We start from the raw sequence: 23384 nt of genomic DNA on the forward strand, positions 1-23384 counted from the left end.
TGTAAGGGTTTGAACCAGCCGGAAATTTGACTTCCTTTCATCAGGTCTAAAAAAAGATGCATTATGCAATTTCTAAAATGCCAGAGACTTGGCATTATGCTTCTAAATTATTTTGAGTGAGATTCACATGGCACAAGGACTTTTGGCGGGTAAACGCTTTTTGATCGCAGGTATTGCAAGTAAATTATCAATTGCTTTTGGTATTGCTCAAGCCTTACATCGTGAAGGTGCAGAACTTGCTTTTACCTATCCAAATGAAAAACTGAAAAAACGTGTTGATGACTTTGCCGCACAATTTGGTTCTGAACTGGTGTTTCCTTGTGATGTGGCCGTAGATGCTGAAATTGAAGGCACCTTTGCTGAACTGGCAAAGCATTGGGACGGTCTTGATGGTGTGGTTCACTCTATCGGTTTTGCACCAGCCCATACTCTGGATGGTGACTTTACCCAGGTGACAGACCGTGAAGGTTTTAATGTTGCTCATGACATCAGTGCGTATAGTTTTGTAGCCATGGCGCGTGCTGCAAAGCCGTTATTGGCAGCACGCCAGGGTTGTCTGCTGACTCTGACTTATCAAGGTTCTGAGCGCGTGATGCCAAACTATAACGTAATGGGGATGGCCAAAGCGTCTTTAGAGGCAGGTGTACGCTATCTGGCATCAAGCCTGGGCAAAGAAGGTATTCGTGTAAATGCAATCTCTGCCGGTCCAATCCGTACACTGGCAGCTTCAGGTATCAAGTCTTTCCGTAAAATGCTGGATCTGAATGAAAAAGTGGCACCGCTAAAACGTAACGTTACCATTGAAGAAGTGGGTAATGCGGCCTTATTCCTGTGTTCTCCATGGGCTTCAGGAATTACGGGTGAAATCCTGTATGTGGATGCCGGTTTTAATACCGTTGGTATGAGCGCAGAATTGATGCTGGATGCTGAGTAAAATGCATTAAATTCTCTCTCCCTTTGAGAGAGAGTTAGAGAGAAGGGTTCTAGAATTTTAAATAATTAATTTACCTCTCCCTTTGCGACACAATGTTTCTCATCTCCTAAAAGGAGAGGGAAAAAAGAAATAAAAAAGACCGCACAAGCGGTCTTTTTTAATATCCGGGAAAAGCGATTAAGCTTGACCTTCAACCGCAGTCGCTTGCGCGCGTTGCAAGTTGGCTTCAAATTCAGCATCGAAGTTGATAGGAGTGAGCAGTAACTGCGGGAAGCTGCCTTTGGTAACCATGTCATTCACGGCTTCACGAAGGAAGGGGAACAAAATGTTCGGGCAGTAAGCACCTAGAATATAAGGTAAACGTTCTTCTTCAACGCCATCGACCAGAAAAATACCGGCTTGAGTCACATCAACGATAAACGCAGTCTCGCCCTCATTATTGGCTTGAACGACCACTTTTAAAGCCACTTCAAAATGAGTCGGATCAATTTTTTCTGCCGAAGAAGACAGATTGATATTTAACTCAGGTTGCCATTGCTTGGTAAAAACTTGCGCCCCAGGAACTTCAAAAGAAATATCTTTAGTGTAAATGCGCTCTAATGCCAGTTGTGGTTGAGCTTGTTGTTCTTCACTCATTCTTTAATCCTTAATATAAAATAATGATTTTAGTAAATTAAGCCAGTAAATCGTCAAGTTTGCCTTCACGCTCTAACGCATAAAGCTGGTCAAAACCGCCGATGAATTGTTCATTGATAAAAATTTGTGGCACGGTACGGTGATTGGTGCGCTGCATCAATTCAATACGTACTTCAGGTGCTTCATTCGACAAATTGATTTCTTTGTACGCAACGCCTTTGCGCTCAAGGAGCTGTTTTGCACGGACACAATACGGACATACAGTTGTCGAATAAATAGTGACTTCAGCCATGGTCAATCTCCTGTTCGCAGATTATTTGCTTTTAATTAGAGGTAAACCTTGAGCTTTCCAGTTGCTGATTCCGCCATCAAGACGATAAGCATCTGCATGACCGACCTGCTGGAGTGCAGAACCTGCAACCTGCCCAAGATTACAAATGAACACCAGCGGGCGATCAGATGTTTTTAACTCATCAAGATGTTTTGTAATTTGGCTATAGGGAATGTTGCGGCTCCCACTGATGTGGCCTTCGCGAAAATCTTTGCCATCACGTAAATCAATCAGCATGGCATTTTTGGCTTTGACTAAAATGCCCAGCGATTGCGGGGAAATTTTACGACCGTTACGTTGACCTTCGATAATGAAGAATAAAACCACGAGTACCGCGAGTGTTCCAAACAAGAAGGGGTGATTCCCCATAAACTCGAACCAACGTTCCACAATCCACCTAATTACAATTTTGAAATTGCCAAGAGTATAGCTCATAAATATGGTGATCAAAATCACCGCTTCAAGGGCTAAGGCTTAAGAAAATTAATTTTTTTGCTGTGCTTCCGTGATTTCATCAATTAAACGCAGATAGCTGTCCAGTCGGCGGGGTAAAATTTCACCATCTGCTGCTGCTATACGCAGGGCACACTGCTTTTCGTGTTTATGGGTACAGTTCCGGAACTGGCAGTGACCAAGCAGATTTTCAATTTCTGGAAAGCCGCTGGGGATCTTTTCTAAAGGCAGATGCCATAAACCAAATTCACGGATTCCCGGTGAGTCAATCAGGGCTGCATTTTCACCAAAAGGAATCAGGCGAGTCGAGGTCGTGGTGTGTTGCCCCAGCGCTGAGTTTTCAGAAATCACATTGGTCTTTTGTGCCGCATCCGGTACGATGGCATTGATTAAAGTGCTTTTACCCACACCCGACTGACCGACAAAGGCAACGGTCTCATCATTCAAGCGGGCGGTTAATGCAGATAGGTCTCCATCCGACTGGGTCTGCATCACTTCATAGCCTAAATCTTTGTATTCATTCAATAGTTCCAGAATAGGGTCCTGCTCTTTAAGTAGGTCGGACTTATTCAACACCAGTAATGCCGGAATTTGAGCGTCGGCACAGGCGACCAGATAGCGGTCAATTAAACCCGGGGCAGGTTCAGGCAGTGGTGCAAATACAATGACAATCAGGGAAATATTGGCTGCCACCGGTTTGACCTTGTGATAACGGTCAGGACGGGTCAATAAGGATTTACGCGGATGAATCGCGGTGATAATTCCGAGACCAGTATTCGGATCGGCTTGCCATTTTACCCGGTCGCCGGTAACCAAAAGTTCGAGGTTGGTCCGGGTATGACAGCGCCAGACACTGTCTGGTTCAATGGGTTTCCAGAACGGTTCCGGCTCACCATCGGCGACCACAGGTTTTTCAGGATGCGGCTCAGGTACCGACAAGGTCTGAACTTCGAGCTGGCGGCCATAATGCTGTACCACTAAGCCTTCCAGGTCCTGGGAGGTATCAAGATCTTCCTGACGCGTTTTCTGCTGTTTCTGAATACGGCGCTGCTGTTGTTCGGTCAAACGACGCTTACGGATTAAAGCCATTCAATTCCTAAAAAACCATGGGTGCGAGAAGGCAAAAATAGCATGAAGCCGAGGGTGAATACAGCCAAGTCGCAGGAAATTTGCTACTATATTATTTTTAAACTGATTAGATCACACAATTTATGAGCAGCACACCGGATAGCCGCCTGATTTGGATTGACCTGGAAATGACAGGTCTGGACACTGACAATGATCAGATTATTGAAATCGCCACCATTGTGACGGATGATAACCTGAATATTCTTGCTGAGGGTCCTGTGCTGGTTGTGCATCAGTCAGATCGTATCTTGAATGCGATGGATGAATGGAATACCCGTCAACATGGCCAGTCCGGTCTGATTGAACGTGTGCGCCGCAGTAAATTAAAGGCGCAGGATGCCGAGCGGGAAACCATTGAATTCTTGAAAAAATGGGTGAATCCGAAAGTATCACCAATGTGTGGGAACTCGATCTGTCAGGACCGGCGTTTCCTGCACCGTCTGATGCCGGAGCTGGAACAGTATTTTCATTACCGTAATCTGGATGTCTCTTCAGTCAAGGAGCTGGCCAAACGCTGGCGTCCTGAAATCATGAGCGGTCTTAAGAAAAATGCCTCGCATCTGGCGATGGATGACATTCGTGATTCGATTGCCGAACTGAAATATTACCGTGAATATTTTTTCATTATGAATAAAGACTAAGTTCAAGTGACATGAAAAGAGGCTTAAGCCTCTTTTTTTATTTTGTTGAGCGCGTTTTTTCTAGAGTGAAAATATTCAATGCGATCAAAACAAACCCACAGGAGCAATAACCCAATCAGATGAGGCTGTGTTCATTATGGCGAAGATGACAAAGCCAAATCATCCTAAGCGAATGAGACTACTGTGAGAATGGGGTTGTGTGTTTGGGGCGAGGCAGAAAATAAAAATAAAGCAGGTTGCACAGAAGCTTCCAACCCAGAAGGTGATAAATAGCATGACCTTTCACCCTCTTTAGCTAGATGACAGCTGCTTAATGGGTTGCTGATATTTCATTTGTTGTGGGCAGGTTGGCGTGCTCATCAGAGCTGATGATCGTTGAAATGGATTGAACATTTAATGGCAGTAAAAAAAAGCGGATTTTGCTAAAATGATCGAGTATTTTTATTGCTATAGATGACCTATGACTGATCTGCTTCAAGATGATGAATATGAACGCCGTTTTGCCGGTGTGGCCAAGATTTATGGCGAGGACAGCTTTCATCATTATGAAAACAGTCATGTGATGGTTATTGGTATTGGCGGGGTGGGTTCTTGGGCGGTTGAAGCACTGGCACGAACCGGGATTGGCGAGCTGACCCTGGTCGACATGGATGTGGTTGCAGCATCGAATATCAACCGTCAGTTACCGGCCATGACCACCACCTTGGGCTGTGAGAAAATTGAAATTATGGCGGAGCGTTGCCGGGCCATTAATCCCCGCATCAAGGTGAATCTGATTGATGACTACCTCACCGCTGAAAATGTGAAAGAGCTGCTGGCTGGACAGCCTGATATCATTCTGGACTGTATTGATGACGTCAAAGCCAAATTGGCGCTGATGCTGCATTGCCGTTTTAACAAGCTACCTTTAATTGTTTCTGGCGGTGCCGGCGGGAAATTAGATCCTTTAAAAATTCGCGTGGCTGATTTGTCCAGGACCGAACAGGATCCGATGCTGGCCAAATTACGTACCCAATTACGTGCCAAAGGTATCTGTAAAAAGCCTAAAGAAAAATTTGGCATCACCTGTGTCTATTCAATTGATAATCCATTCTCAGGTGCCGAGGTATGTGCCAGTGCTGGTCTGCGCTGTGGGGGTTATGGCTCAGCTGTTGTGGTGACCTCCAGCTTTGCCATGATCGCCGTCTCAGAAGTACTGAAAAAACTTGATGCGAAGCGCAGTAAAGCCTGATTAGGCCACTTAAAAAACACAGAGCCTAGGCTGTAGTTTATGTTAAATTTACAATAATGATTTTATACACATAACAAAAACAATGTCTTGGAGCAACTATGTGGTTTTTGCTAGTGCTGATTTTGGGGATTGCTGCTTTAGCCTTCTGGATGTGGAAGCGTCCTGATCCGGTCCAACGTGATCAGGCCAAGGCTGTGCAGCATGATTTATGGATTGAGCAGATGGACGCCCAGCTCAAGCATGCGGCACGTTTAGCTGCTGATCCTGATCATCCGGACCATGAACGTGCCTATCAGATTTATCAGAGCCTGGCACAGCAGCAGGAATGGCCGCAGGCCTATGTCGGTATGGCCTTGATGCATTTAAAGGCGCAGGGGCGTGAGCAGAATTCAGAAAAAGCCATCAGCTTGTTTGAAAAAGCTTTCAGTTTGGGAAGTGAAGAAGCTGCCTATCATTTGGGCCAGATGTACGATGGTCATCCTCAGCATGTGAATGATCCTGAAAAAGCCTTGTACTGGTATCGGCATGCGGTGGCTCGTGGTCATCTGGATGCCCAGTATCGTATGAGCGCGCTGACTGAAACTGACCATGGTGCAGCAGAACAGCAGCGGCTGCAACTTTTGCTTCAACATGCCAGACAGGGCCATGCCAATTCACAGTATCAGCTGGCACAGCACTATCTGGCAGAGGGCGCTCAGCAGGACCTGAGTTTAGGCATGCATTACCTGTTTCTGGCCGCACAGCAGGATCATCTGATGGCTAATCAGCAGATTGCTGATGCGTATGCGCGCGGCAAAATTTTACCGCAGGACCACAAACAGGCGCTGTATTTTATTAAGCGCTGTATTCATTTAGGCGACCAGAGCGGGTTGTATGATTATTATGCTGGTGTTTTATTGGGCTGGATTGATACTGACCAGCGTCAACGGGTGTTTCAGCATCTGTTGCAGCAGTCCAGAGAACATACAGATGCCCAGGCTAAAACCTTAATCGGTCTGGCCTATTTTCATGGCTGGTATGTCGATAAAAATCAGACCATGGCTTTTCGTTACTGGTCTGAAGCAGCTCAGAGCCAGCATCCGCAGGCACTTAATCTGATTGCGGCACTATATTTTGAATCTTATCTAGTTGCCCATGAGCCGGAAAAAGCTTTCCTGCTTTATCAAAGTGCAGCAGCAATGAAGCCTGATGATAATTTTAACCAGATGGGGCAGGCACTCTGCTATTTAAACGGAGTCGGTGTTGCCAAAGATACCGCCAAAGCCACCCGGATGATTCAAGCAGTTGCCCAGCAGGAGCAGCTCAAGGCTGAATCAGAAGCGAGTTTGGTTTATATGGTCGGACGTTTTTATAGCCAGCCGGAATATCCGCTTCCGACACGAGAAAAGGCCGTGCAATATCTGAATCAGGCAGTTGCCCAAGGTTCTGCGGAAGCAGCCTGGTTTCTGTATCAGGCTTATGCGGGGCTTCATCCGGTCTTTGAGCTCCATGACGAATTGGCCAAACGTTATCTCCATCAGGCCGCTCAGCTGGGTCATGTACAAGCTCAGGCAGAATTGGGCTTGATGTATCTGCAAGGCAAGATGGTAGAGCAAGATCTGGCCACAGGACTGAAGTATCTTCAGCAGGCTGCCAGCCAGCACAATGCCTTGGCGTTAAATGCGCTGGGAGAGGCGATGGAGCAGGGAGTAGGCGTCACCCCGGATTTGGATCAGGCTATGGCTTATTATCGTCAGGCCGCGGCGCAGGTAAATGCAGATGCTTATGGTCATCTGGGACGTTTATATACCAAAGGAGTTGGTGTGGAACGTGATATTGCCACGGCACGCGAATGGCTGGAAAAAGCCAGCCTGTTGGGACATCAGTCCTCAAGTGAGCTGCTCAAGCATATTAATGCTTATCTGCATGTCGGCTAAGCAACGCAAAAAAACCGCTGTCTAAACAGCGGTTTTTTATAGGAAAAATGCTTTAAGGTATTTGCCTGATCGGGCTGCCACCTAAAGCTTGCATCAAGGTTACATAAGCATTGTATTGGCTTTGTCGGGTCTGTACCAAAGACAGGCGCGCGTTGCGTGTGGTTTCTTGTGCATCTAGCAGATTCTTTAAGGCCACTGCTCCATTTCGATAACGCACTTCCGTCAGACGTTCTGTACGTTCTGCCAGTTCGACATTACGTTGTTGTAACGCGACCTGTTTGGTCAGCTCAGTACGATTGGACAGGGCATTTTCCACATCGGCAAAAGCCTCATACAGGGTTTGACGGTATTGCAGAATCGCTTTTTCATATTCCAGTTCATTGACCTGTAAATCACGTTTCATGTCATTCCATTGCAGAAACGGCAGGGTCAGACCGGCACCCAAAGTGGCAACCGGATTTTTCAGGGCGCTGGAGAGTGAGCTGCTACTCCCTACGCCCACTCCTGTACTTAGACTGCCGGTCAAGCTGATCGATGGATAATAGCTGGCCCGGTTGGCATCTTTGTTGGCCAGCGCTTTGCGTAAACGCAGCTCGGTGGCTCGCAGATCAGGACGACGGGATAACAGGCTGGCTGGCAGTCCTGCTTCAATATCAGGTAACTGTATATTTGGCAGGCGGCTCGGTTCTTGCAGGCTGAGCTGCTGTACCGGCATATTAAGCAGCACGGCCAGACTGGTACGGGTTTCCACGCGTTGCTGTTCAATCTGGCTTAAAGTGGCTTGCTGGCTTTGAATGGCCTGTTCTGCCTGTGTCAGTTCCAGACCCGATACGGCACCGGCACGATACTGGACTTTGACCAGATCTGAAGTACGCTGTGCAGTGGCCAGATTTTGTTGTACCACAGCATGCCGTTCATTCAGATAGGCCAGCTGCCAGTACAGTTGTGCCGTGGTTCCAATCAGACTTTGCGCTGTGGCCTGCAAGTCCTCTTCAGATGCCAAGGCTTCCCAGCGTGCGGCTTCGGTCTGGTTGGCGAGTTTGCCAAACAGGTCCAGTTCATAGCTCAGGGCCGGGTAGCCTAGTGAAATACCGGTTGAGCGATCACCATCACCCTCCAGACTAAATTGATGTCCAGTCGAAATTCGCGCATCTCCAATCCGGAGACCTTGCTGGCTTTGAGTCTGTCTGGCCTGAATGCGGGCCTGCTGTAAGTTGATACCGGCCACTGCCAAATCGCTATTGGCTGCCAGCACTGCATTGACCAGATCGTTCAATTGTGGATCTTTAAATAAAGTCCACCATTGATCCGCCAGAACGTCGGCATGGATGTGCTGGCTTAAGGCCTTACTGTTTTGAAAGCCGTTCGGCAATTCAACGGCAGGTTGCTTATACGGTGTTTTTACTACTGCGGCACAGCCGACCAGTGAACTTCCTAGAATCAGGGCACTGGCCAGTTTGGTAAGAGTCAGGTGCATATCAGATTCCTTATTCTCGAGAAAGTGCATCAACTGGATTAAGACGGGCCGCATTACGTGCCGGAATAAAGCCGAACACAATACCAATCAGGCTGGAGCAGACAAAGGCGGCGACAATCGAGGTGGTCGAATAAGCCATCTGGAAAGTATCTCCGGCAAAATGGGTAATCAGTTGACCGATTCCCAGCGATAAAAGTACCCCCAAAATCCCGCCCAGAATACAGACCAAGACGGCTTCAATCAGGAATTGCTGCAAAATATCACTTTGACGTGCTCCGACGGCCATACGCACCCCAATTTCCTGAGTCCGTTCGGTGACTGAAACCAGCATGATGTTCATGACCCCAATTCCGCCCACCACCAGTGAAATCACGGCAATTGCTGAGATTAGCAAGGTCATGGTCTGCGTGGTTTGCTGAATGGTTTCACGGATACTGTCCGCATTTTGGGTAAATACATCCTGCGCACCATGACGTTGAACCAGCAGGCTCAGGATGGCATTTTCAGCAGCTGCGCTCGGATATTCATCCTTAATCCGTACAATAATCTGACGCACATTGGACTGACCGAGCATACGGCTCATGACGGTGGAGTAAGGCAGGTAGACATTTAGTGTGTCATTATTGCCCATCATGCCTTTTTGCGCATCAATTACGCCAATAATCCGGCTGGGCACGCTGCCCAAGAGCAGCACCTGACCAATCGGGTTACTTCCATCTTTAAAGAAGGTATTTTGGGTATTGGTATCAATTACCACGTCCTGGGCCTGCTCGACCACACTTTCATGATCAAAAGGCTGACCAGATTTAAAGCTCATCCCGCGTACATAGAAGAAGTCTTCGCCCACACCATTCACAGTGATCGAAGCTTCAGTTTCTTTATAACGTGCGGTCACATTGCTGTTGACGGAGGGGCTGACGCCATCCACATAGGGCTGCTCTGCCAAAGCGTCTGCATCCGCCGGAATCAAGGTTTTGACTTGGGAAGATCTGGAATTGTCTCCAAAGCCTCGCCCCTGAAACACGGTAATGGTATTGGTTCCCAGGCTGCTGATATTTTCCAGAATCTGTTTCTGTGAACCGTTCCCGAGCGCGACGACCGAGACAACCGAGGCAATTCCGATAATAATTCCCAGCATGGTCAGGAAAGTTCGCATGCGGTGTGCATTCATTGCCAGCAAAGCCATGCGGAAGGCTTCGCCAAGACGGTCTACGGCCGAGCGCCAGCTGGAAATTTTCTTTTGTTCATTATAGACCAGACGTTGTTTTTCAAAGCCATCATCAATTTCAGGCACATTTGGCTGATCCGAAATGATATTGCCGTCTGAAATCTCGATAATACGCGTCGCATTTTTGGCCACGTTATGGTCATGCGTGACCAGAATAATGGTATGACCTTTGGCATTCAGTTCACGCAGAATACGCATGACTTCAATACCGCTATTCTTGTCGAGTGCACCGGTAGGCTCATCGGCAAGAATGACATCGCCGCCGTTCATCAAAGCCCGGGCAATTGAAACCCGCTGCTGCTGACCACCGGAAAGCTGACTAGGGCGGTTCTGGGTTTTTTCACCCAGCCCCAGATCTGTCAGCAATTTCGCTGCACGTTCATGACGCTTACTGGAATCTGCACCGGCATAAATGGCCGGCACTTCGACATTGCCTGCGGCATTTAAATCTCCCAGCAGATGATAACGCTGGAAAATAAAGCCAAAATATTCACGACGCAGCTGGGCCAGTTCATCCGCTTCGAGCTTGCGAGTTTCCCGGCCCTTGACTTTATAGCTGCCCGAAGTCGGTTGATCCAGACAGCCGAGAATATTCATCAGCGTCGATTTGCCGGAACCGGACTGGCCCACAATCGCCACCAGTTCACCCGGATAAATCTCCAGATTGACCCCTTTTAAAATCTGGACCGTGCTTTCACCCGCAGGGAATTCACGAACCAGATTCTTGACCTCAAGCAGAGGTTGCTGTTGTTGATTCATGCTTACATTCTCATTGGGCCACGGCTGCCACGTTTTGCACTGTCATTGGAGGTGTCAGAACCGTCGGCAATGACCACCTGATCGCCACGTTTCAAACCTTTCAGAACTTGGGCCGTGACTCGGTTATTCAGGCCAATCAGCACAGGGGTAAGTTTCGCTGTACCATCTGCCTGTAAAACACGCACCATGGCACGCTGTGCCTTGCCTTGTTCAATCAGGGCAAGCTCAGCATCAGAGAGCTGCAAACGGGCAGGGCGTTCACCTGTTGCATCACGTGATTTGTCCTGGGCTTCGGTAGGTGCAGCTAGACCTTCGGTGTTACGACTGCCTTCACCACGCTTCTGGCGCTGGGGACGGTTCGAGCTTTGAATCGCAGCTGCCGGAATGGTCAAGACATTTTGTGCTTCATCCAGCACAATATACACTTGCGCCGTCATATCAATACGCAGTTTGCCGTCTTCATTGGGAACGTCAAACAAGGCATTATAATAGACCGCCGTACTTGAAGAAGAGCCTGTGCTGTTATTGGATTCGGTATTAATTGAATTGGGAGCAGGCTCGACCTGACGCAATTGCGCATAAATTTTCTTGTCACTATTTCCCAAAGTGGTGAAATACACCCTTTGACCTTCCTGGACTTTCATGACATCAGCTTCAGAAATTTCGGCTTTAATGGTCATGGTGTCGAGTTGCGCGAGTTTGACAATGGTCGGTGCGCTCTGATTGGCGTTTACCGTTTGACCTTCCTCAGTCACAATCGCCACAATAGTGCCATCCATCGGCGCGACAATCTGGGTATAGCCCAAATCTTCTTTGGCGGTGGCCAAGGTCAAACGCGACTGTTCAATCTGGGCATTGATGGCCTTAATATCTGCCTGTGCGATTTTATAACTGGCCAGAGCCGCTTCATACTCTGCACGTGAGGTCGCATCCTGTGCATACATGATGTCCTGACGGCGATATTCAGCCTCAACCTTGGCCAGATTGGCCTGTTTTACAGCAAGCTGTGCCATCTGGTTTTTAATGCTTGCTTCAGCTGTTTTTAAATCATTCTCCTGACGCACTGAATCAATCTGTGCAATCAGCTGCCCCTGTTTGACCTGATCACCCAGTTGTACATACATTTTTTTAACCTGACCGGATACCTGAGCACCCACACTGACCATTTTCGTGGCTTCAAGTACCCCGGTTGCCAGTACCGAGTTTTCAATATCGCCAATACTTGCTTCCGCAGTAATAAATTGTGGCGGCTGTTCTTTGGGTTTCAGGAAGTACCATCCAGCGGTAATAAGTACAATGGCAATCACTGCTGCCATGATCAGTTTTGTTGGTTTTATTTTTGGCATGATAAACACAGATTCTGGTCAGAAGATAAGGGCCGATTATAAAAGAGAAACTAGGATAAATCGTGAACTTTTTAATTTATAATGAGAATTATTTTCTATTACTGCTGGGTACAACAATAAATAAAAACTTAAATTTTTTATAGAATTTATTGATCAGCCCAACTCATCATTGGAAGAACTTACTTGAGTCTTGCTGGTCTAAACATGAGGTGGTTGACCAGCTTGGTTTCAGGCTTATTTTATAAAATGAGGCTTAGGCTGGGGAAAGCTGTGCCCTGACTAAAAAAACTGAAATCGCGCTAAGTTAAGCTTATGTATAAAAAAATAACTGAGATTTTTAAAGTGATCTTTGTTGTAAAGATAAGTCCACCTTGTCTCTGGTCTGCTTAATTGTTAGTCAATATTTTAGACTAAAGACTAAGTATTAAAAACTAAAATATCTATGTTTTACATATAGATTTAACTAAATAAAGCTTGTAATATCTAATTCCATAAAAAAAATATGTCTTTATTGTAGAAAGATGATATGGACGTTTTTGTGTAAAAAAAATACGACTTTACTAAGGAAATCGATGGGGTTCACAAATGGAATGGAATGAAAACTATAATATTGGAATTGAGGTGATTGATAATCAGCACCGTCAAATTTTAGATTATATTAGTAAGCATCCGGCTAACACAGCCTTACCAAGCGATCCTATAAGCCTTAATTTAGTTCCCACCTAAAAACAAGTGGGGACTTAATCCATGAACATGGATATATATTCAGCAACACCTCCTGTTGCTAAAAAACGCAGAACATACAGCAAAGAATTCAAACTCAGTATTGTCAATGCCTGCAAAAATCCTAATACCTCGATCGCTTCGGTCGCACTGCAACATAGTATTAATGCCAACCTTGTCAGTCGTTGGATCAGGATCTTCAGCCATCATGAGGGTGCCGTGCAGGATCCTACTCATGTGAATCCAGCATTTATTGCTTTGCCTTACACTGCTGCAATCAGCCAACCTATTGATGAGAGGATCACGTTGTGTATCACCGTGCCTCATACGAATAATGATATTCAGCTAAAATGGCAGACATCAGAAATACCTGCCTTGGCAGAATTACTCAAGGCACTTGCAACATGATCCGCATTGATGAAATCTGGTTGTCTACTCAGCCCATGGACATGCGTGCAGGTATGGATACGACCATGGCTCAGGTGGTGAGAGCCTTTGGCTACATCAAACCGCATTGTGCTTACCTGTTCTGTAATAAACGTGGCCATCGCATGAAAGTACTGGTACATGATGGATTGGGCATCTGGCTGTGTGCCAGGCGGCTGGAACAGGGCAAATTTCACTGGGCTCAAGTTCACCAAGGTGAAAGCGTGGCCCTCAGCCCGGAACAGTTACAGGCACTGATCCAAGGTTTGCCCTGGCAGCGCATTGGACGACAGCAGGTGGTGACGATGCTTTAAACCAGGCTGTTCCATTCTGCTATTCTCCAAACGTTCTATTTCATTCTTCTCATGACCTCAGGCATACTGCGGTCATGAATACGCTGCCTGACTTAAGCCAACTGACCCATGAACAACTGCTGGAATTCACCAGGCAGTTGGCGCTGCAGCATCAGTCTCTAGCACAATCAAACCAGCAATTAGATGCCAGAGTTCAACATCTTGAAGTCACCAATCAGCAATTAGATTCTAAAGTTCAACATCTTTCTATTCTCAATCAAAAATACGAGCATGAACTCGCACTATTTAAACAGCACAAATTCGGCAGTAAAAACGAACATCTCACTGCAAAACAAATCCATCTTTGGGATGAAGCGGTCGAAGAAGATATTGCAGCCGTTGATCTGGAACTGGAACGGCTGAATGCAGATAAAACCGATGCAGCGACACACAAAGCCAAAGCAAATAAACCTAAACGTCGACTGCTGCCCGATCATCTACACACCATCCGTATTGAGCATGAACCTGCATCAACCCAATGCAGTTGTGGCTGCCAGTTACGTCGTATCGGCGAAGATATCAGTGAAAAACTGCATTTCAGACCGGCACAGTTCTACAAGGAACAGCATGTCCGTGGCAAATGGGTCTGTGATCAGTGTGACACCCTGACTCAGCAAGCGATGCCTGCCTATGTGATTGATAAAGGCATTGCTTCACCTGAACTGCTCAGCCATGTGCTGGTATCGAAGTATGCCGATCATTTACCGCTGTACCGTCAGCGTCTGATCTATCAGCGGGCGGGAATCGAGCTTTCTAGATCAACGTTATCTGACTGGATAGGTCGCTGCGGTGTAGAACTGGAGCCTCTGGCCAATGCCTTAAAAGAGGTGGTACTACAACAGCAGGTGCTGCATGCAGATGAAACACCGGTCACCATCATGCGGATGGGTGAGAATGATAAAAAACCGAAGAAAGGTTATGTCTGGGCCTATGCCACTACACAGTACAATCCAGTTCAGGCGGTGATCTATGACTTTCAGGATAGTCGTTCAGGCCAGCATGCTGCAGAGTTCTTGAAAGGCTGGCAGGGTTATCTAGTCTGTGATGATTACAGTGGTTATAAAGCACGCTTTAAATCAGGCCAGGTCATTGAGGTGGGCTGCATGGCCCATGCACGTCGTAAATTCCATGAACTGCATGTAACTGGGAAAAGTCAGGTCGCTGAACAGGCATTAGTGCTGATTCAGAAACTGTATGCGATAGAAGCAGAGCTCAGGAAAAAGACCGATGGTACAGCGGAAGACCGCCGCGAATACCGACAACAGCATAGTCAACCAGTGATGCAACAACTATATGAATGGCTCAACCAACATCATCTGACGGTGCCATCGAGTTCTCCCACCGCCAAGGCCATCAATTACACTCTGAAGCGTTGGCCAGCTTTAAGCCGCTATTTGGATGATGGCAATCTACCGATTTGCAATAATTGGGTAGAGAATCAAATGCGACCTTGGGCCTTAGGGCGCAAGAACTGGCTGTTTGCTGGCTCGCTGCGCAGCGGCCAGCGAGCGGCGAATATCATGACTTTAATCCAGTCAGCAAAGCTGAATGGCTTGGATCCGTATGCCTATTTAAGTGATGTGCTGAAAAGGCTGCCGACACATAAAGTGACCCAGATTGAAGAGTTACTGCCACACTGCTGGAAACCTAAATCGAATTAAAAATTGGTATGGGATTCAGCGGACGCTTACTTATATTAATACTTTGGAACAGGTAAAAAGCACGGGGGAGCGCGATAAAATCAAAGAGGTGTTGGATGACTTAATTGACTATACCCAGTCGCATTTTAGCTTTGAAGAAAATTTACTTGAACAAGTCAGTTATCAATATTTGCCGTCTCATCGCGGAATACATGAATTATTCGTTAAACGATTAAATGATTATCGTCTGAAATTTGAGAAGGGTGAGTCAATTGAAAAAGATTTGTATCGCCTCTTGTCTAAATGGTTGATCAACCATATTCAACATGATGATCAGGACTATGTTGATGCAGTGCGCGACAATATGTTGAGCTATCTACGTAAACAGGAAGAGAAAAAAGGCAAAGGCTGGTTTGCACGTTTTTTTAGTTAAGCGCTGGGTGATAAAAATAAGTCTTTACCACACATGGCAGCAATGGCCTGTAAGATGAGATGTTCAGGATTTTCTCTGGACATCCCTTTAATGGCAGCATCAATGCTGATCAAGAGTTGCGGCCAGACCAAAAAAGCCTGTGGACTGAGGCGACGTAAGGCCTGCTGATATAGACTTACCTTGGTTTTCCAGATACCGAGTTGCAAAGCATTTTGTGGTTGTTCAAACAGTTGCATCAACAAACGCATTTCCTTGCTGATACTCCACAAGATCAGGCTTATCGGTTCACCCGAGGCTGTTAAATATTGAAAAATTTTTACCGATTGAGCCAAGTCTCCTTTTAGCAAGGCATCACTTAAATCATAAGTACTATAGCGTGACTGGTCTTGCAGGCAGGCATATAGATGATCAATCTGAATCAGATCAACTTCAGGAAAAGTGTCACTGACCCGCATCAGGCTGTTTTTTGCAGCCAGCAGGTTATGCTCGTGATGCTGCTCCAGCCATTGCCATGCATCATTTGCCAGTTGAATGCCCAGCTTTTGCGCTTCTACTCCCAAAATTTGTTGACGATCTTTGGGATAATTGGCCGAAAGTGAAACATTCACCCCATTGGCATCAATCAGTTGAAAGAAACTGGATTTCAGGCTGTTACTGTCCTGCTTGGGCATAACCACCAACAGCAGGTTGTGCTCATTATGCTGCAAATAGCTTTTCAGTAATTTAAGAGCACTCGCATCAGGCTTGATATTGCCATGCACTTCCACAGCAAGTTGCGTGGAAAAAAGAGACAGACTATTTAAGGCATTAAAGACATTTTTCCAGTCAGCTACTGAACTGATATCATAACGCTGACGCTCAATGTCCTGTTTTTGCCAGCTGGCACGAAAGGCATCAAGCAGGTTCTGTTCCAGCAGGGGCTCCTGACCATGCAATATCCAGGCTCCGCGAGCATCATCAATACGTTTGAGGGCCTGGAGATAGTCAAGTTTCATCGCTTAATCTTATGGGGTAGCCGGAGTTGAAGGACGATCTTTAACCAGCGGTAACCGATTTGAAGAAATCTGGCGCGCAATCTGCTGGGCAATATCATCAATAAGGACCTGATTTAAGAACTTTTGTTCCTGGTCATCGGTATTTACGGTTTCAATATTATATTGATAAGTACGGGTTGCTACCACCGTACGTGCTTCGGTAATCGGCTTGCCTTGCGCATCTTCTATACGGAAAGTCACATTCAAACGTAACAAGGTCTCTACTAGCTTGCCATTTAACTCCAAGCGGCGCGGCGTATAGTCCAATATATGCAATACATAAGCATTAGGAGCCTTGTTTAGCTGTATACCAGCGGCACCCAGATAGACTGCAAGCTTTTCCTGAAGTTCTTCAGTATGGGCAGGTAAGGAGAGGCTCATGGTGGAGTAAGCCAGTGGCGCGGAATTCGGAGTAGTTCCTTTTAAATGAAAGTCACAGCCCGCCAAGCCTGCACTTAGACCACAAGTTAAAACAATTGCTGCTAAACGTTTGCCCAAATGCATATTTTGTCCTCTATTCTTCCCTGCGGAAAATATTTGAAATCCTGAAACGGATTGTAAAGTCAAAGCCCGTTGGCTGGCAACGGGCTTTGTTTGGGAATTGTGAAATCCTTTTGTCCCCTCATCCTAACCTTCTCCCAGAGAAAGAAGGGATTGGCCCTTTCCTAAAAGGAAAGGGCCAGGGAGCGGTAGATTTTTAAACCACCAGGTTCACCAGTTTATTTGGTACCACAATTTCTTTCTTGGTTGGCCCTGTCAAGAATTGCTGTACTTCCGGCAAGGCTTTGGCTTGTGCCAGAACCTCATCTTTAGAAGCATCCACCGCTATTTCAAGTTTGCCACGCAGTTTGCCGTTGACTTGAACCACAATGGTTTGAGTATTGCGGGTTAAAGCAGACTCATCCACTTGCGGGAATAGGGTTGAGTTCAATTCAATCCCAAACTTAGCCAATAAAGTTTGGCTTAAATGCGGTGCAAACGGAGCCAATAAGGTAAGAAGGGTGGTAATGGATTCACGTGCAACCGCCACGTCATTGTCATCTTTGGCTTCAAACTTATTATTCGCGTTTAACAGTTCCATCATGGCAGCAATGGCCGTGTTAAAGGCGTGACGGCGTTCAATGTCATCACCCACTTTTTGGATAGTTTCGTGCGTTTTACGACGCAGGTCTTGTGCCGCGGTTGAAAGTTTTGCTGTATCGATAACAGACGCAGAATTGCTTTTTTCCAGGAAGCCTGCAGCCAAACGCCATACACGTTTCAGGAAGCGGTTAGCGCCTTCAACACCGGCATCTGACCATTCCAGAGATTGATCCGGTGGCGCAGCAAACATCATGAATACACGTGCGGTATCTGCGCCGTACTGGTCAATAATCGCTTGCGGGTCGATACCGTTGTTTTTCGATTTCGACATTTTTTCCTGACCACCGACAATGACATCTTGACCATCGCCCTGATATTTTGCAGAAATGATGCGGCCTTTCTCATCACGTTCAAGATCGATGTCGGCTGGATTGAACCAGGTTTTTTTACCTGACTCAGCCTCACGATAGTATGTGTCTGCAAGGACCATACCCTGGGTAAGCAAGTTGGTGAATGGTTCGTTACCTTGTACCACACCTTCATCACGCATCAGTTTGTGGAAGAAGCGTGCATATAACAAGTGCAGAATCGCATGCTCAACACCACCAATATATTGGTTCACTGGTAACCAGGTTTGGCTGGCTTCAGGTTTGACCAGGCCCTCGGTAAAATCAGGAGATGCGTAACGCGCATAGTACCAAGATGATTCTACAAAGGTGTCCAGAGTATCGGTTTCACGACGTGCGTCGCCACCACAACATGGACAAGTGGTTTCATAGAACTCAGGCATTTTGTTCAGCGGGTTACCTGAACCATCTGGAACCACATCGGTTGGAAGCACAACTGGAAGCTGTTCTTCAGGTACTGGTACCTGACCGCATGTGTCACAGTTAATCATTGGAATTGGACAACCCCAGTAACGTTGACGAGACACGCCCCAATCACGTAAACGGAATTGAACTTTAGAACTTGCCAGGCCTGTTGGTTCTAATTTAGCAAGGAATGCATCGTATGCACCCTGGAAATCCAGACCATCAAACTCGCCTGAATTGACCAGTTTGCCTGCTTTAGAGCCGTACCACTCTTGCCACTCTGTCGCATCAAAGTCTGTGTCTTCTGCACCTTTGGCATCAATGACCTGTTTGATGGTCAAGCCATATTTGTTGGCAAATTCAAAGTCACGTTCGTCGTGTGCAGGTACGGCCATCACCGCACCTGAACCGTATGACATCAATACATAGTTGGCAATCCAGACTGGAATATCTTCACCAGTCACCGGATGTTTGACTGAAAGACCGGTTGCCATCCCTTTTTTCTCAGCCACGGCCAGATCGGCTTCAGCCACTGAGCCCATACGGCATTCTTCAATAAATGCAGCAAGTTCAGGATTGTTTTCAGCTGCTTTTAATGCCATCGGATGTTCTGCGGCAACTGCCACATAAGTCACGCCCATTAAGGTATCGGCACGGGTGGTAAATACCGTTAAGCCATTGGCATAAACCTCAGGATTTGCTGAAGGGAAGGTGATATCCATCCCTTGTGAGCGACCAATCCAGTTGCGCTGCATGGTCAGTACTTGTTGTGGCCAGCCGTCTTTTAATGTATCTAGATCATCTAATAATTCTTGTGCATAATCGGTAATGCGGAAGTAATACATTGGAATATCACGCTTTTCGACCAATGCACCTGAACGCCAGCCACGACCATTTTCCACCTGCTCATTTGCCAGTACTGTCTGGTCTACCGGATCCCAATTCACAGTGGAAAGTTTGCGGTAAATCAGACCTTTTTTATACAGCTGAACAAATAACCATTGTTCCCAGCGATAGTATTCTGGGGTACAGGTCGCAAATTCGCGATCCCAATCTACAGCTAGACCGAGTTTTTTCAACTGGTCACGCATGTAGGCAATATTTTCAAAAGTCCATTTTGCCGGAGCCACCTGATGAGCAATGGCTGCGTTTTCAGCAGGTAGACCAAAAGCATCCCAACCCATTGGTTGCAGGACAGTTTCACCTTTTAAACGGTGAAAACGGCTGATCACGTCGCCAATCGTATAGTTACGCACATGACCCATATGCAGCTTGCCACTCGGGTAAGGGAACATCGAGAGGATATAACGACGCGGACCTTCTACAGTGTCGGCAACTTTAAAGGCTTTGCGAGATTCCCAATCCTGCTGGACTTGAGGCTCAATCGCACTGGCTTGATATTCAGGGTCAATGTGAGTAGTCATATACGTAATACAAGAGAATGGTTAAAAAATTTAACGCACAGCATAGCGCAAAATGCACCTAAAAGTGAATTTTGCGCACGGGTTTCTGCAGGAAAAATCTAAATCGGTATTTCAGGGAGTCTTAGACTGATGGACGTTCGGACTGACCACGCTCCAAGGCTTCATTGGCTTCGCGCTGTTGCTGGTCATTTTCAGTCCCAGCCGGATTTGGGCGACCATGCGCTGGATGACCATTTTCAGGCTGAACCGCATTTTGACCAGTTTCTGAAGGCGTTGTTGCTGAATTGGTCCAGCCATAAGTGGTGACCGTTTTAACTTTTTTAGAAGACTTTGGTGGCGGCGTTTTGGTGTAGTGGGTGGTGCCTTTGGCGTCTACCCATTTATAGTATTCCGTTGCAGAAACATGGCTAGTCATACTAAAGAGTAATATACCAACACAACTACCTAATTTCAGGAAAGCGCTTTTCATTTGTTATATATCCTTAAAAAATAGAGTTATTTGAATGGTTTCTGCTCTAGAAAGGGGGGGAGCTGTCATTGGATTTATTGTGTAATATTAAAAAATAAAAAGAAAGTTTTAAGACCGAAAAAAGTCAGGAGATAAAGTTTATCTATAAAAAATGATATTCAATTAGATAAAAATTCATTCTTTTTTCTTATGTAATGCATATTAAAAATTTATAAAATTAAAGAGATAACAATATGAAAATGATAAATATTTTCTAGATCGGTAAGAACTGTACAAAAAATCCAAGACTAAATTGTACGTAAAACCAGCAAATCAGGTCAAAAAGTAGGAAGAGAGAGCGTGTTTAAAACTTGACTTTAGAGTCTGAAAACACAAGAATGCTGCAATAGTTTTATATGCCTTAAATCGATCACCCTTCGAATAAGTGTCATGTCATGCAATGGGCAATTTTTCTAGCCGAGAAATTGAACAAAGCCAACAAAATATGTTTACCCCAACATGTTTTAGATCTTGTATTGCTCGAACAGCAAGAAGATCAGATTTTTTTCCTATTGCTATGAAAACTATGAAATTTGTGTGCTATAACAGTGCAGACAGTTAACAAATGAAACACTGCAAATGCCTCCCATTTGTGCAGTGAATAATATTAGGGTGAATCACGTTGGAACTTTTATCTGGTGGTGAAATGCTTGTTCGCGCATTAGCGGATGAAGGCGTTGAACATGTTTTTGGATACCCAGGCGGCGCAGTACTGCATATTTACGATGCGCTCTTTCAACAGGAAAAAGTCAATCATTATCTCGTACGTCATGAACAGGCTGCCGGTCACATGGCCGATGCTTACTCGCGCGTAACGGGTAAAACAGGTGTAGTGCTGGTCACTTCAGGCCCAGGTGCAACCAATACCGTCACACCAATTGCAACAGCCTATATGGACTCAATCCCAATGGTGATTTTGTCGGGTCAGGTTGCAAGCCATCTCATCGGTGAAGATGCTTTCCAGGAAACCGATATGGTGGGTATTTCCCGTCCGATCGTGAAGCACAGCTTTCAGGTACGCCATGCAAGCGAAATTCCTGCGATTATCAAAAAAGCATTTTATATCGCAGCGAGTGGCCGTCCAGGTCCAGTGGTTGTAGATATTCCAAAAGATGCGACCAATCCCGCGGAGAAATTTGCTTACGAATATCCTGAAAAAGTGAAGATGCGTTCGTATCAGCCGCCTTATCGCGGTCATACCGGACAAATCCGTAAAGCGATTGACGAGCTGCTTCATGCTAAACGCCCGATTATTTACTCGGGTGGAGGCGTGGTTCAGGGCAATGCTTCGGCGCAATTGACTGAACTTGCCCATTTGCTGGGCTTCCCGGTCACGAATACGCTGATGGGCTTAGGGGCTTTCCCTGGCGATGATCCACAGTTTGTCGGCATGCTCGGGATGCACGGAACTTATGAAGCGAACATGACCATGCATAATGCAGACGTGATTCTGTGTGTGGGTGCGCGTTTCGATGACCGTGTAACCAATAACCCGGCGAAGTTCTGTCCAAATGCCAAAGTCATTCATATTGATATTGACCCGGCGACTATTTCAAAAACTATCATGGCCCATATTCCAATCGTGGGTGCGGTAGAGCCGGTATTGACAGAAATGTTGAACCAGTTGAAACAGATGAATGTTTCCAAGCCAAATCCTGAAGCAATTGCGGCATGGTGGAAACAGATTGATGAGTGGCGCCAGGTCAACTGCCTGAAGTTTGATGTACCGACTGATGGTTCGATGAAACCGCAACAGGTGGTACGTGCTTTAGACAAGATCACCAACGGTGAAGCGATCATTACCTCTGACGTTGGTCAGCACCAGATGTTTGGTGCATTGCACTACCGCTACAAGCGTCCACGTCAATGGATCAATTCAGGCGGCTTGGGCACCATGGGTGTTGGTCTTCCTTATGCGATGGCTGCAAAGCTTGCATTCCCGGATCAGCAAGTGGTGTGTATTACGGGTGAAGCCTCTATTCAGATGTGTATCCAGGAGCTTTCAACCTGTAAGCAGTATGGGCTGAACGTGAAGATTTTATGTCTGAACAACCGTGCCTTGGGTATGGTGAAGCAGTGGCAGGATATGAACTATGAAGGTCGTCATTCCAGCTCCTATGTAGAGTCTTTGCCTGACTTTGCCAAGTTAATGGAAGCTTATGGCCATGTCGGGATTCAAATTGATCATGCAGATGAGCTTGAATCGAAGCTTGCTGAAGCCATGGCAATTAACGACAAATGCGTATTTATTAACGTAATGGTTGACCGTAGTGAACACGTCTATCCGATGTTGGTTGCGGGTCAGTCGATGCAAGATATGTGGTTATCAAAAGGGGAGCGCACGTCATGAGACATATTATCTCTGTACTCGTAGAGAACGAAGCGGGCGCACTTTCACGTTTGGTTGGCCTGTTTTCTCAGCGCGGCTATAACATTGAAACCTTGAATGTGGCACCGACTGAAGATCCAACGCTTTCACGTCTAACGCTCACTACATATGGTGATGACCACAAGATTGAACAAATTACCAAGCAGCTGAACAAGCTGGTTGAGGTGGTTAAAGTTGTAGACCTGTCTGAAGGTGCACACATCGAACGTGAACTCATGCTGATTAAAGTCAAAGCACTGGGTTCATCGCGTGACGAAATCAAGCGTACAGCTGATATTTTCCGTGGTCAGGTGGTCGATGTCACACCAACGACCTATACCATTCAAGTGGCGGGTACGACTGAAAAAGTTGATGCGTTTATTGATGCCTTGGCAGAAAATACCATTCTGGAAGTGGTTCGTTCAGGTGTATCTGGCATTGCGCGTGGCGAAAAAGTTCTAACTATCTAATTTTTAACATATTCTACTCATTGTGAAATG

General features: G+C 46.2%; 21 protein-coding genes and 1 pseudogene. 11 read left to right on the top strand and 11 right to left on the bottom strand.

Features of this window, described 5'->3' with window-relative positions; genetic code table 11:
- The first annotated feature begins 127 nt into the window (after window positions 1-127).
- Entirely contained in the window at window positions 128-934 is an 807-nt protein-coding gene (locus E5Y90_RS02490) for an enoyl-ACP reductase FabI (RefSeq protein ID WP_151204321.1), read from the top strand.
- 177 nt (window positions 935-1111) lie between these two features.
- Here the strand turns inward: E5Y90_RS02490 and secB are convergent, their stop codons facing one another.
- The 4 genes from secB to rsgA form a co-directional block, all read right to left on the bottom strand.
- Window positions 1112-1570: a protein-export chaperone SecB gene (gene secB, locus E5Y90_RS02495; RefSeq protein ID WP_151204320.1), complete on the bottom strand. Its 459-nt coding sequence runs from the start codon at window positions 1568-1570 to the stop codon at window positions 1112-1114.
- Between the two features lie 37 nt (window positions 1571-1607).
- A complete protein-coding gene (grxC, locus tag E5Y90_RS02500; RefSeq protein ID WP_151204319.1) occupies window positions 1608-1862 on the bottom strand; it encodes a glutaredoxin 3 in 255 nt (84 codons plus the stop codon).
- 21 nt (window positions 1863-1883) lie between these two features.
- Window positions 1884-2291: a rhodanese-like domain-containing protein gene (locus E5Y90_RS02505; protein ID WP_151204318.1), complete on the bottom strand. Its 408-nt coding sequence runs from the start codon at window positions 2289-2291 to the stop codon at window positions 1884-1886.
- Window positions 2292-2384: 93 nt separating this feature from the next.
- Window positions 2385-3443 (bottom strand): ribosome small subunit-dependent GTPase A, encoded by a 1059-nt coding sequence (gene rsgA, locus E5Y90_RS02510; RefSeq protein WP_174659314.1) that lies wholly within the window; start codon window positions 3441-3443, stop codon window positions 2385-2387.
- Window positions 3444-3565: 122 nt separating this feature from the next.
- On the opposite strand from rsgA, the gene orn reads away from it, so the two are divergent.
- The 3 genes from orn (at window position 3566) to E5Y90_RS02525 (ending at window position 7270) form a co-directional block, all read left to right on the top strand.
- The gene (orn, locus tag E5Y90_RS02515) at window positions 3566-4123 is read left to right on the top strand and encodes an oligoribonuclease (RefSeq protein WP_151204316.1); all 558 of its coding nucleotides are present in this window, start codon (window positions 3566-3568) and stop codon (window positions 4121-4123) included.
- Between the two features lie 460 nt (window positions 4124-4583).
- Window positions 4584-5354, top strand: coding sequence for a ThiF family adenylyltransferase (locus E5Y90_RS02520; protein ID WP_151204315.1), 771 nt, complete (start codon window positions 4584-4586; stop codon window positions 5352-5354).
- A 98-nt stretch (window positions 5355-5452) separates the two neighbouring features.
- Window positions 5453-7270, top strand: coding sequence for a tetratricopeptide repeat protein (locus tag E5Y90_RS02525; protein WP_174659315.1), 1818 nt, complete (start codon window positions 5453-5455; stop codon window positions 7268-7270).
- Window positions 7271-7322: 52 nt separating this feature from the next.
- Here the strand turns inward: E5Y90_RS02525 and E5Y90_RS02530 are convergent, their stop codons facing one another.
- Genes E5Y90_RS02530 through E5Y90_RS02540 form a run of 3 tightly spaced genes read right to left on the bottom strand, consistent with a single transcriptional unit; the run spans window position 7323 to window position 12080 of the window.
- Window positions 7323-8747 (bottom strand): efflux transporter outer membrane subunit, encoded by a 1425-nt coding sequence (locus E5Y90_RS02530; protein ID WP_174659316.1) that lies wholly within the window; start codon window positions 8745-8747, stop codon window positions 7323-7325.
- A 10-nt stretch (window positions 8748-8757) separates the two neighbouring features.
- Window positions 8758-10734, bottom strand: coding sequence for a MacB family efflux pump subunit (locus tag E5Y90_RS02535; RefSeq protein ID WP_174659317.1), 1977 nt, complete (start codon window positions 10732-10734; stop codon window positions 8758-8760).
- Window positions 10735-10736: 2 nt separating this feature from the next.
- Entirely contained in the window at window positions 10737-12080 is a 1344-nt protein-coding gene (locus E5Y90_RS02540) for an efflux RND transporter periplasmic adaptor subunit (protein WP_174659318.1), read from the bottom strand.
- Window positions 12081-12665: 585 nt separating this feature from the next.
- Between E5Y90_RS02540 and E5Y90_RS02545 the strand changes: the two are divergent.
- The 5 genes and pseudogenes from E5Y90_RS02545 to E5Y90_RS02565 all read left to right on the top strand — a co-directional run.
- A pseudogene (locus tag E5Y90_RS02545) lies at window positions 12666-12743 on the top strand (hemerythrin); the annotation flags it as partial.
- Window positions 12744-12827: 84 nt separating this feature from the next.
- On the top strand, window positions 12828-13211 hold the full coding sequence (locus E5Y90_RS02550; RefSeq protein WP_001055589.1) for a transposase: 384 nt from the start codon (window positions 12828-12830) through the stop codon (window positions 13209-13211).
- Window positions 13208-13543: an IS66 family insertion sequence element accessory protein TnpB gene (tnpB, locus tag E5Y90_RS02555; RefSeq protein WP_004733288.1), complete on the top strand. Its 336-nt coding sequence runs from the start codon at window positions 13208-13210 to the stop codon at window positions 13541-13543. The genes E5Y90_RS02550 and tnpB overlap by 4 nt, the downstream gene beginning before the upstream one ends.
- A 74-nt stretch (window positions 13544-13617) precedes the next feature.
- A complete protein-coding gene (gene tnpC, locus E5Y90_RS02560; RefSeq protein ID WP_160255506.1) occupies window positions 13618-15243 on the top strand; it encodes an IS66 family transposase in 1626 nt (541 codons plus the stop codon).
- Window positions 15239-15655 (top strand): bacteriohemerythrin, encoded by a 417-nt coding sequence (locus E5Y90_RS02565; RefSeq protein WP_174660545.1) that lies wholly within the window; start codon window positions 15239-15241, stop codon window positions 15653-15655. The genes tnpC and E5Y90_RS02565 overlap by 5 nt, the downstream gene beginning before the upstream one ends.
- On the opposite strand, the gene holA is transcribed toward E5Y90_RS02565, so the two are convergent.
- From holA to E5Y90_RS02585, 4 genes are all read right to left on the bottom strand, one after another.
- On the bottom strand, window positions 15652-16650 hold the full coding sequence (holA, locus tag E5Y90_RS02570) for a DNA polymerase III subunit delta (protein ID WP_174659319.1): 999 nt from the start codon (window positions 16648-16650) through the stop codon (window positions 15652-15654). The two genes, E5Y90_RS02565 and holA, sit on opposite strands and share 4 nt — an antisense overlap.
- Window positions 16651-16659: 9 nt before the next feature.
- The gene (gene lptE / locus E5Y90_RS02575; RefSeq protein WP_174659320.1) at window positions 16660-17193 is read right to left on the bottom strand and encodes an LPS assembly lipoprotein LptE; all 534 of its coding nucleotides are present in this window, start codon (window positions 17191-17193) and stop codon (window positions 16660-16662) included.
- A gap of 193 nt (window positions 17194-17386) precedes the next feature.
- Entirely contained in the window at window positions 17387-20008 is a 2622-nt protein-coding gene (gene leuS / locus E5Y90_RS02580) for a leucine--tRNA ligase (protein WP_174659321.1), read from the bottom strand.
- 121 nt (window positions 20009-20129) lie between these two features.
- Window positions 20130-20477: a DUF4124 domain-containing protein gene (locus E5Y90_RS02585; RefSeq protein ID WP_174659322.1), complete on the bottom strand. Its 348-nt coding sequence runs from the start codon at window positions 20475-20477 to the stop codon at window positions 20130-20132.
- 661 nt (window positions 20478-21138) lie between these two features.
- Here E5Y90_RS02585 and E5Y90_RS02590 point away from each other — a divergent pair.
- Together E5Y90_RS02590 and ilvN are read left to right on the top strand one after the other, a co-directional pair.
- On the top strand, window positions 21139-22866 hold the full coding sequence (locus E5Y90_RS02590; RefSeq protein ID WP_174659323.1) for an acetolactate synthase 3 large subunit: 1728 nt from the start codon (window positions 21139-21141) through the stop codon (window positions 22864-22866).
- Window positions 22863-23354 carry an acetolactate synthase small subunit gene (ilvN, locus tag E5Y90_RS02595; RefSeq protein ID WP_151204098.1) on the top strand — a complete coding sequence of 164 codons (492 nt, stop codon included), beginning with the start codon at window positions 22863-22865 and terminating at the stop codon, window positions 23352-23354. Before E5Y90_RS02590 ends, ilvN begins: the two co-directional genes overlap by 4 nt.
- The last annotated feature ends 30 nt before the right edge of the window (window positions 23355-23384 follow it).

The organism is Acinetobacter sp. 10FS3-1 (assembly GCF_013343215.1).
In the GTDB taxonomy this organism is placed as follows: Bacteria; Pseudomonadota; Gammaproteobacteria; order Pseudomonadales; family Moraxellaceae; genus Acinetobacter; species Acinetobacter lwoffii_C.

Bases quoted from the DNA above. Each gene is read 5' to 3' on its own strand.
- holA (WP_174659319.1), bottom strand. From the start codon at position 16,650: ATGAAACTTGACTATCTCCAGGCCCTCAAACGTATTGATGATGCTCGC.
- E5Y90_RS02535 (WP_174659317.1), bottom strand. From the start codon at position 10,734: ATGAATCAACAACAGCAACCTCTGCTTGAGGTCAAGAATCTGGTTCGT.
- tnpB (WP_004733288.1), top strand. From the start codon at position 13,208: ATGATCCGCATTGATGAAATCTGGTTGTCTACTCAGCCCATGGACATG.
- E5Y90_RS02525 (WP_174659315.1), top strand. From the start codon at position 5,453: ATGTGGTTTTTGCTAGTGCTGATTTTGGGGATTGCTGCTTTAGCCTTC.
- orn (WP_151204316.1), top strand. From the start codon at position 3,566: ATGAGCAGCACACCGGATAGCCGCCTGATTTGGATTGACCTGGAAATG.
- leuS (WP_174659321.1), bottom strand. From the start codon at position 20,008: ATGACTACTCACATTGACCCTGAATATCAAGCCAGTGCGATTGAGCCT.
- E5Y90_RS02550 (WP_001055589.1), top strand. From the start codon at position 12,828: ATGAACATGGATATATATTCAGCAACACCTCCTGTTGCTAAAAAACGC.
- rsgA (WP_174659314.1), bottom strand. From the start codon at position 3,443: ATGGCTTTAATCCGTAAGCGTCGTTTGACCGAACAACAGCAGCGCCGT.
- lptE (WP_174659320.1), bottom strand. From the start codon at position 17,193: ATGCATTTGGGCAAACGTTTAGCAGCAATTGTTTTAACTTGTGGTCTA.
- ilvN (WP_151204098.1), top strand. From the start codon at position 22,863: ATGAGACATATTATCTCTGTACTCGTAGAGAACGAAGCGGGCGCACTT.
- grxC (WP_151204319.1), bottom strand. From the start codon at position 1,862: ATGGCTGAAGTCACTATTTATTCGACAACTGTATGTCCGTATTGTGTC.
- secB (WP_151204320.1), bottom strand. From the start codon at position 1,570: ATGAGTGAAGAACAACAAGCTCAACCACAACTGGCATTAGAGCGCATT.
- E5Y90_RS02585 (WP_174659322.1), bottom strand. From the start codon at position 20,477: ATGAAAAGCGCTTTCCTGAAATTAGGTAGTTGTGTTGGTATATTACTC.
- E5Y90_RS02520 (WP_151204315.1), top strand. From the start codon at position 4,584: ATGACTGATCTGCTTCAAGATGATGAATATGAACGCCGTTTTGCCGGT.
- E5Y90_RS02530 (WP_174659316.1), bottom strand. From the start codon at position 8,747: ATGCACCTGACTCTTACCAAACTGGCCAGTGCCCTGATTCTAGGAAGT.
- tnpC (WP_160255506.1), top strand. From the start codon at position 13,618: ATGAATACGCTGCCTGACTTAAGCCAACTGACCCATGAACAACTGCTG.
- E5Y90_RS02490 (WP_151204321.1), top strand. From the start codon at position 128: ATGGCACAAGGACTTTTGGCGGGTAAACGCTTTTTGATCGCAGGTATT.
- E5Y90_RS02540 (WP_174659318.1), bottom strand. From the start codon at position 12,080: ATGCCAAAAATAAAACCAACAAAACTGATCATGGCAGCAGTGATTGCC.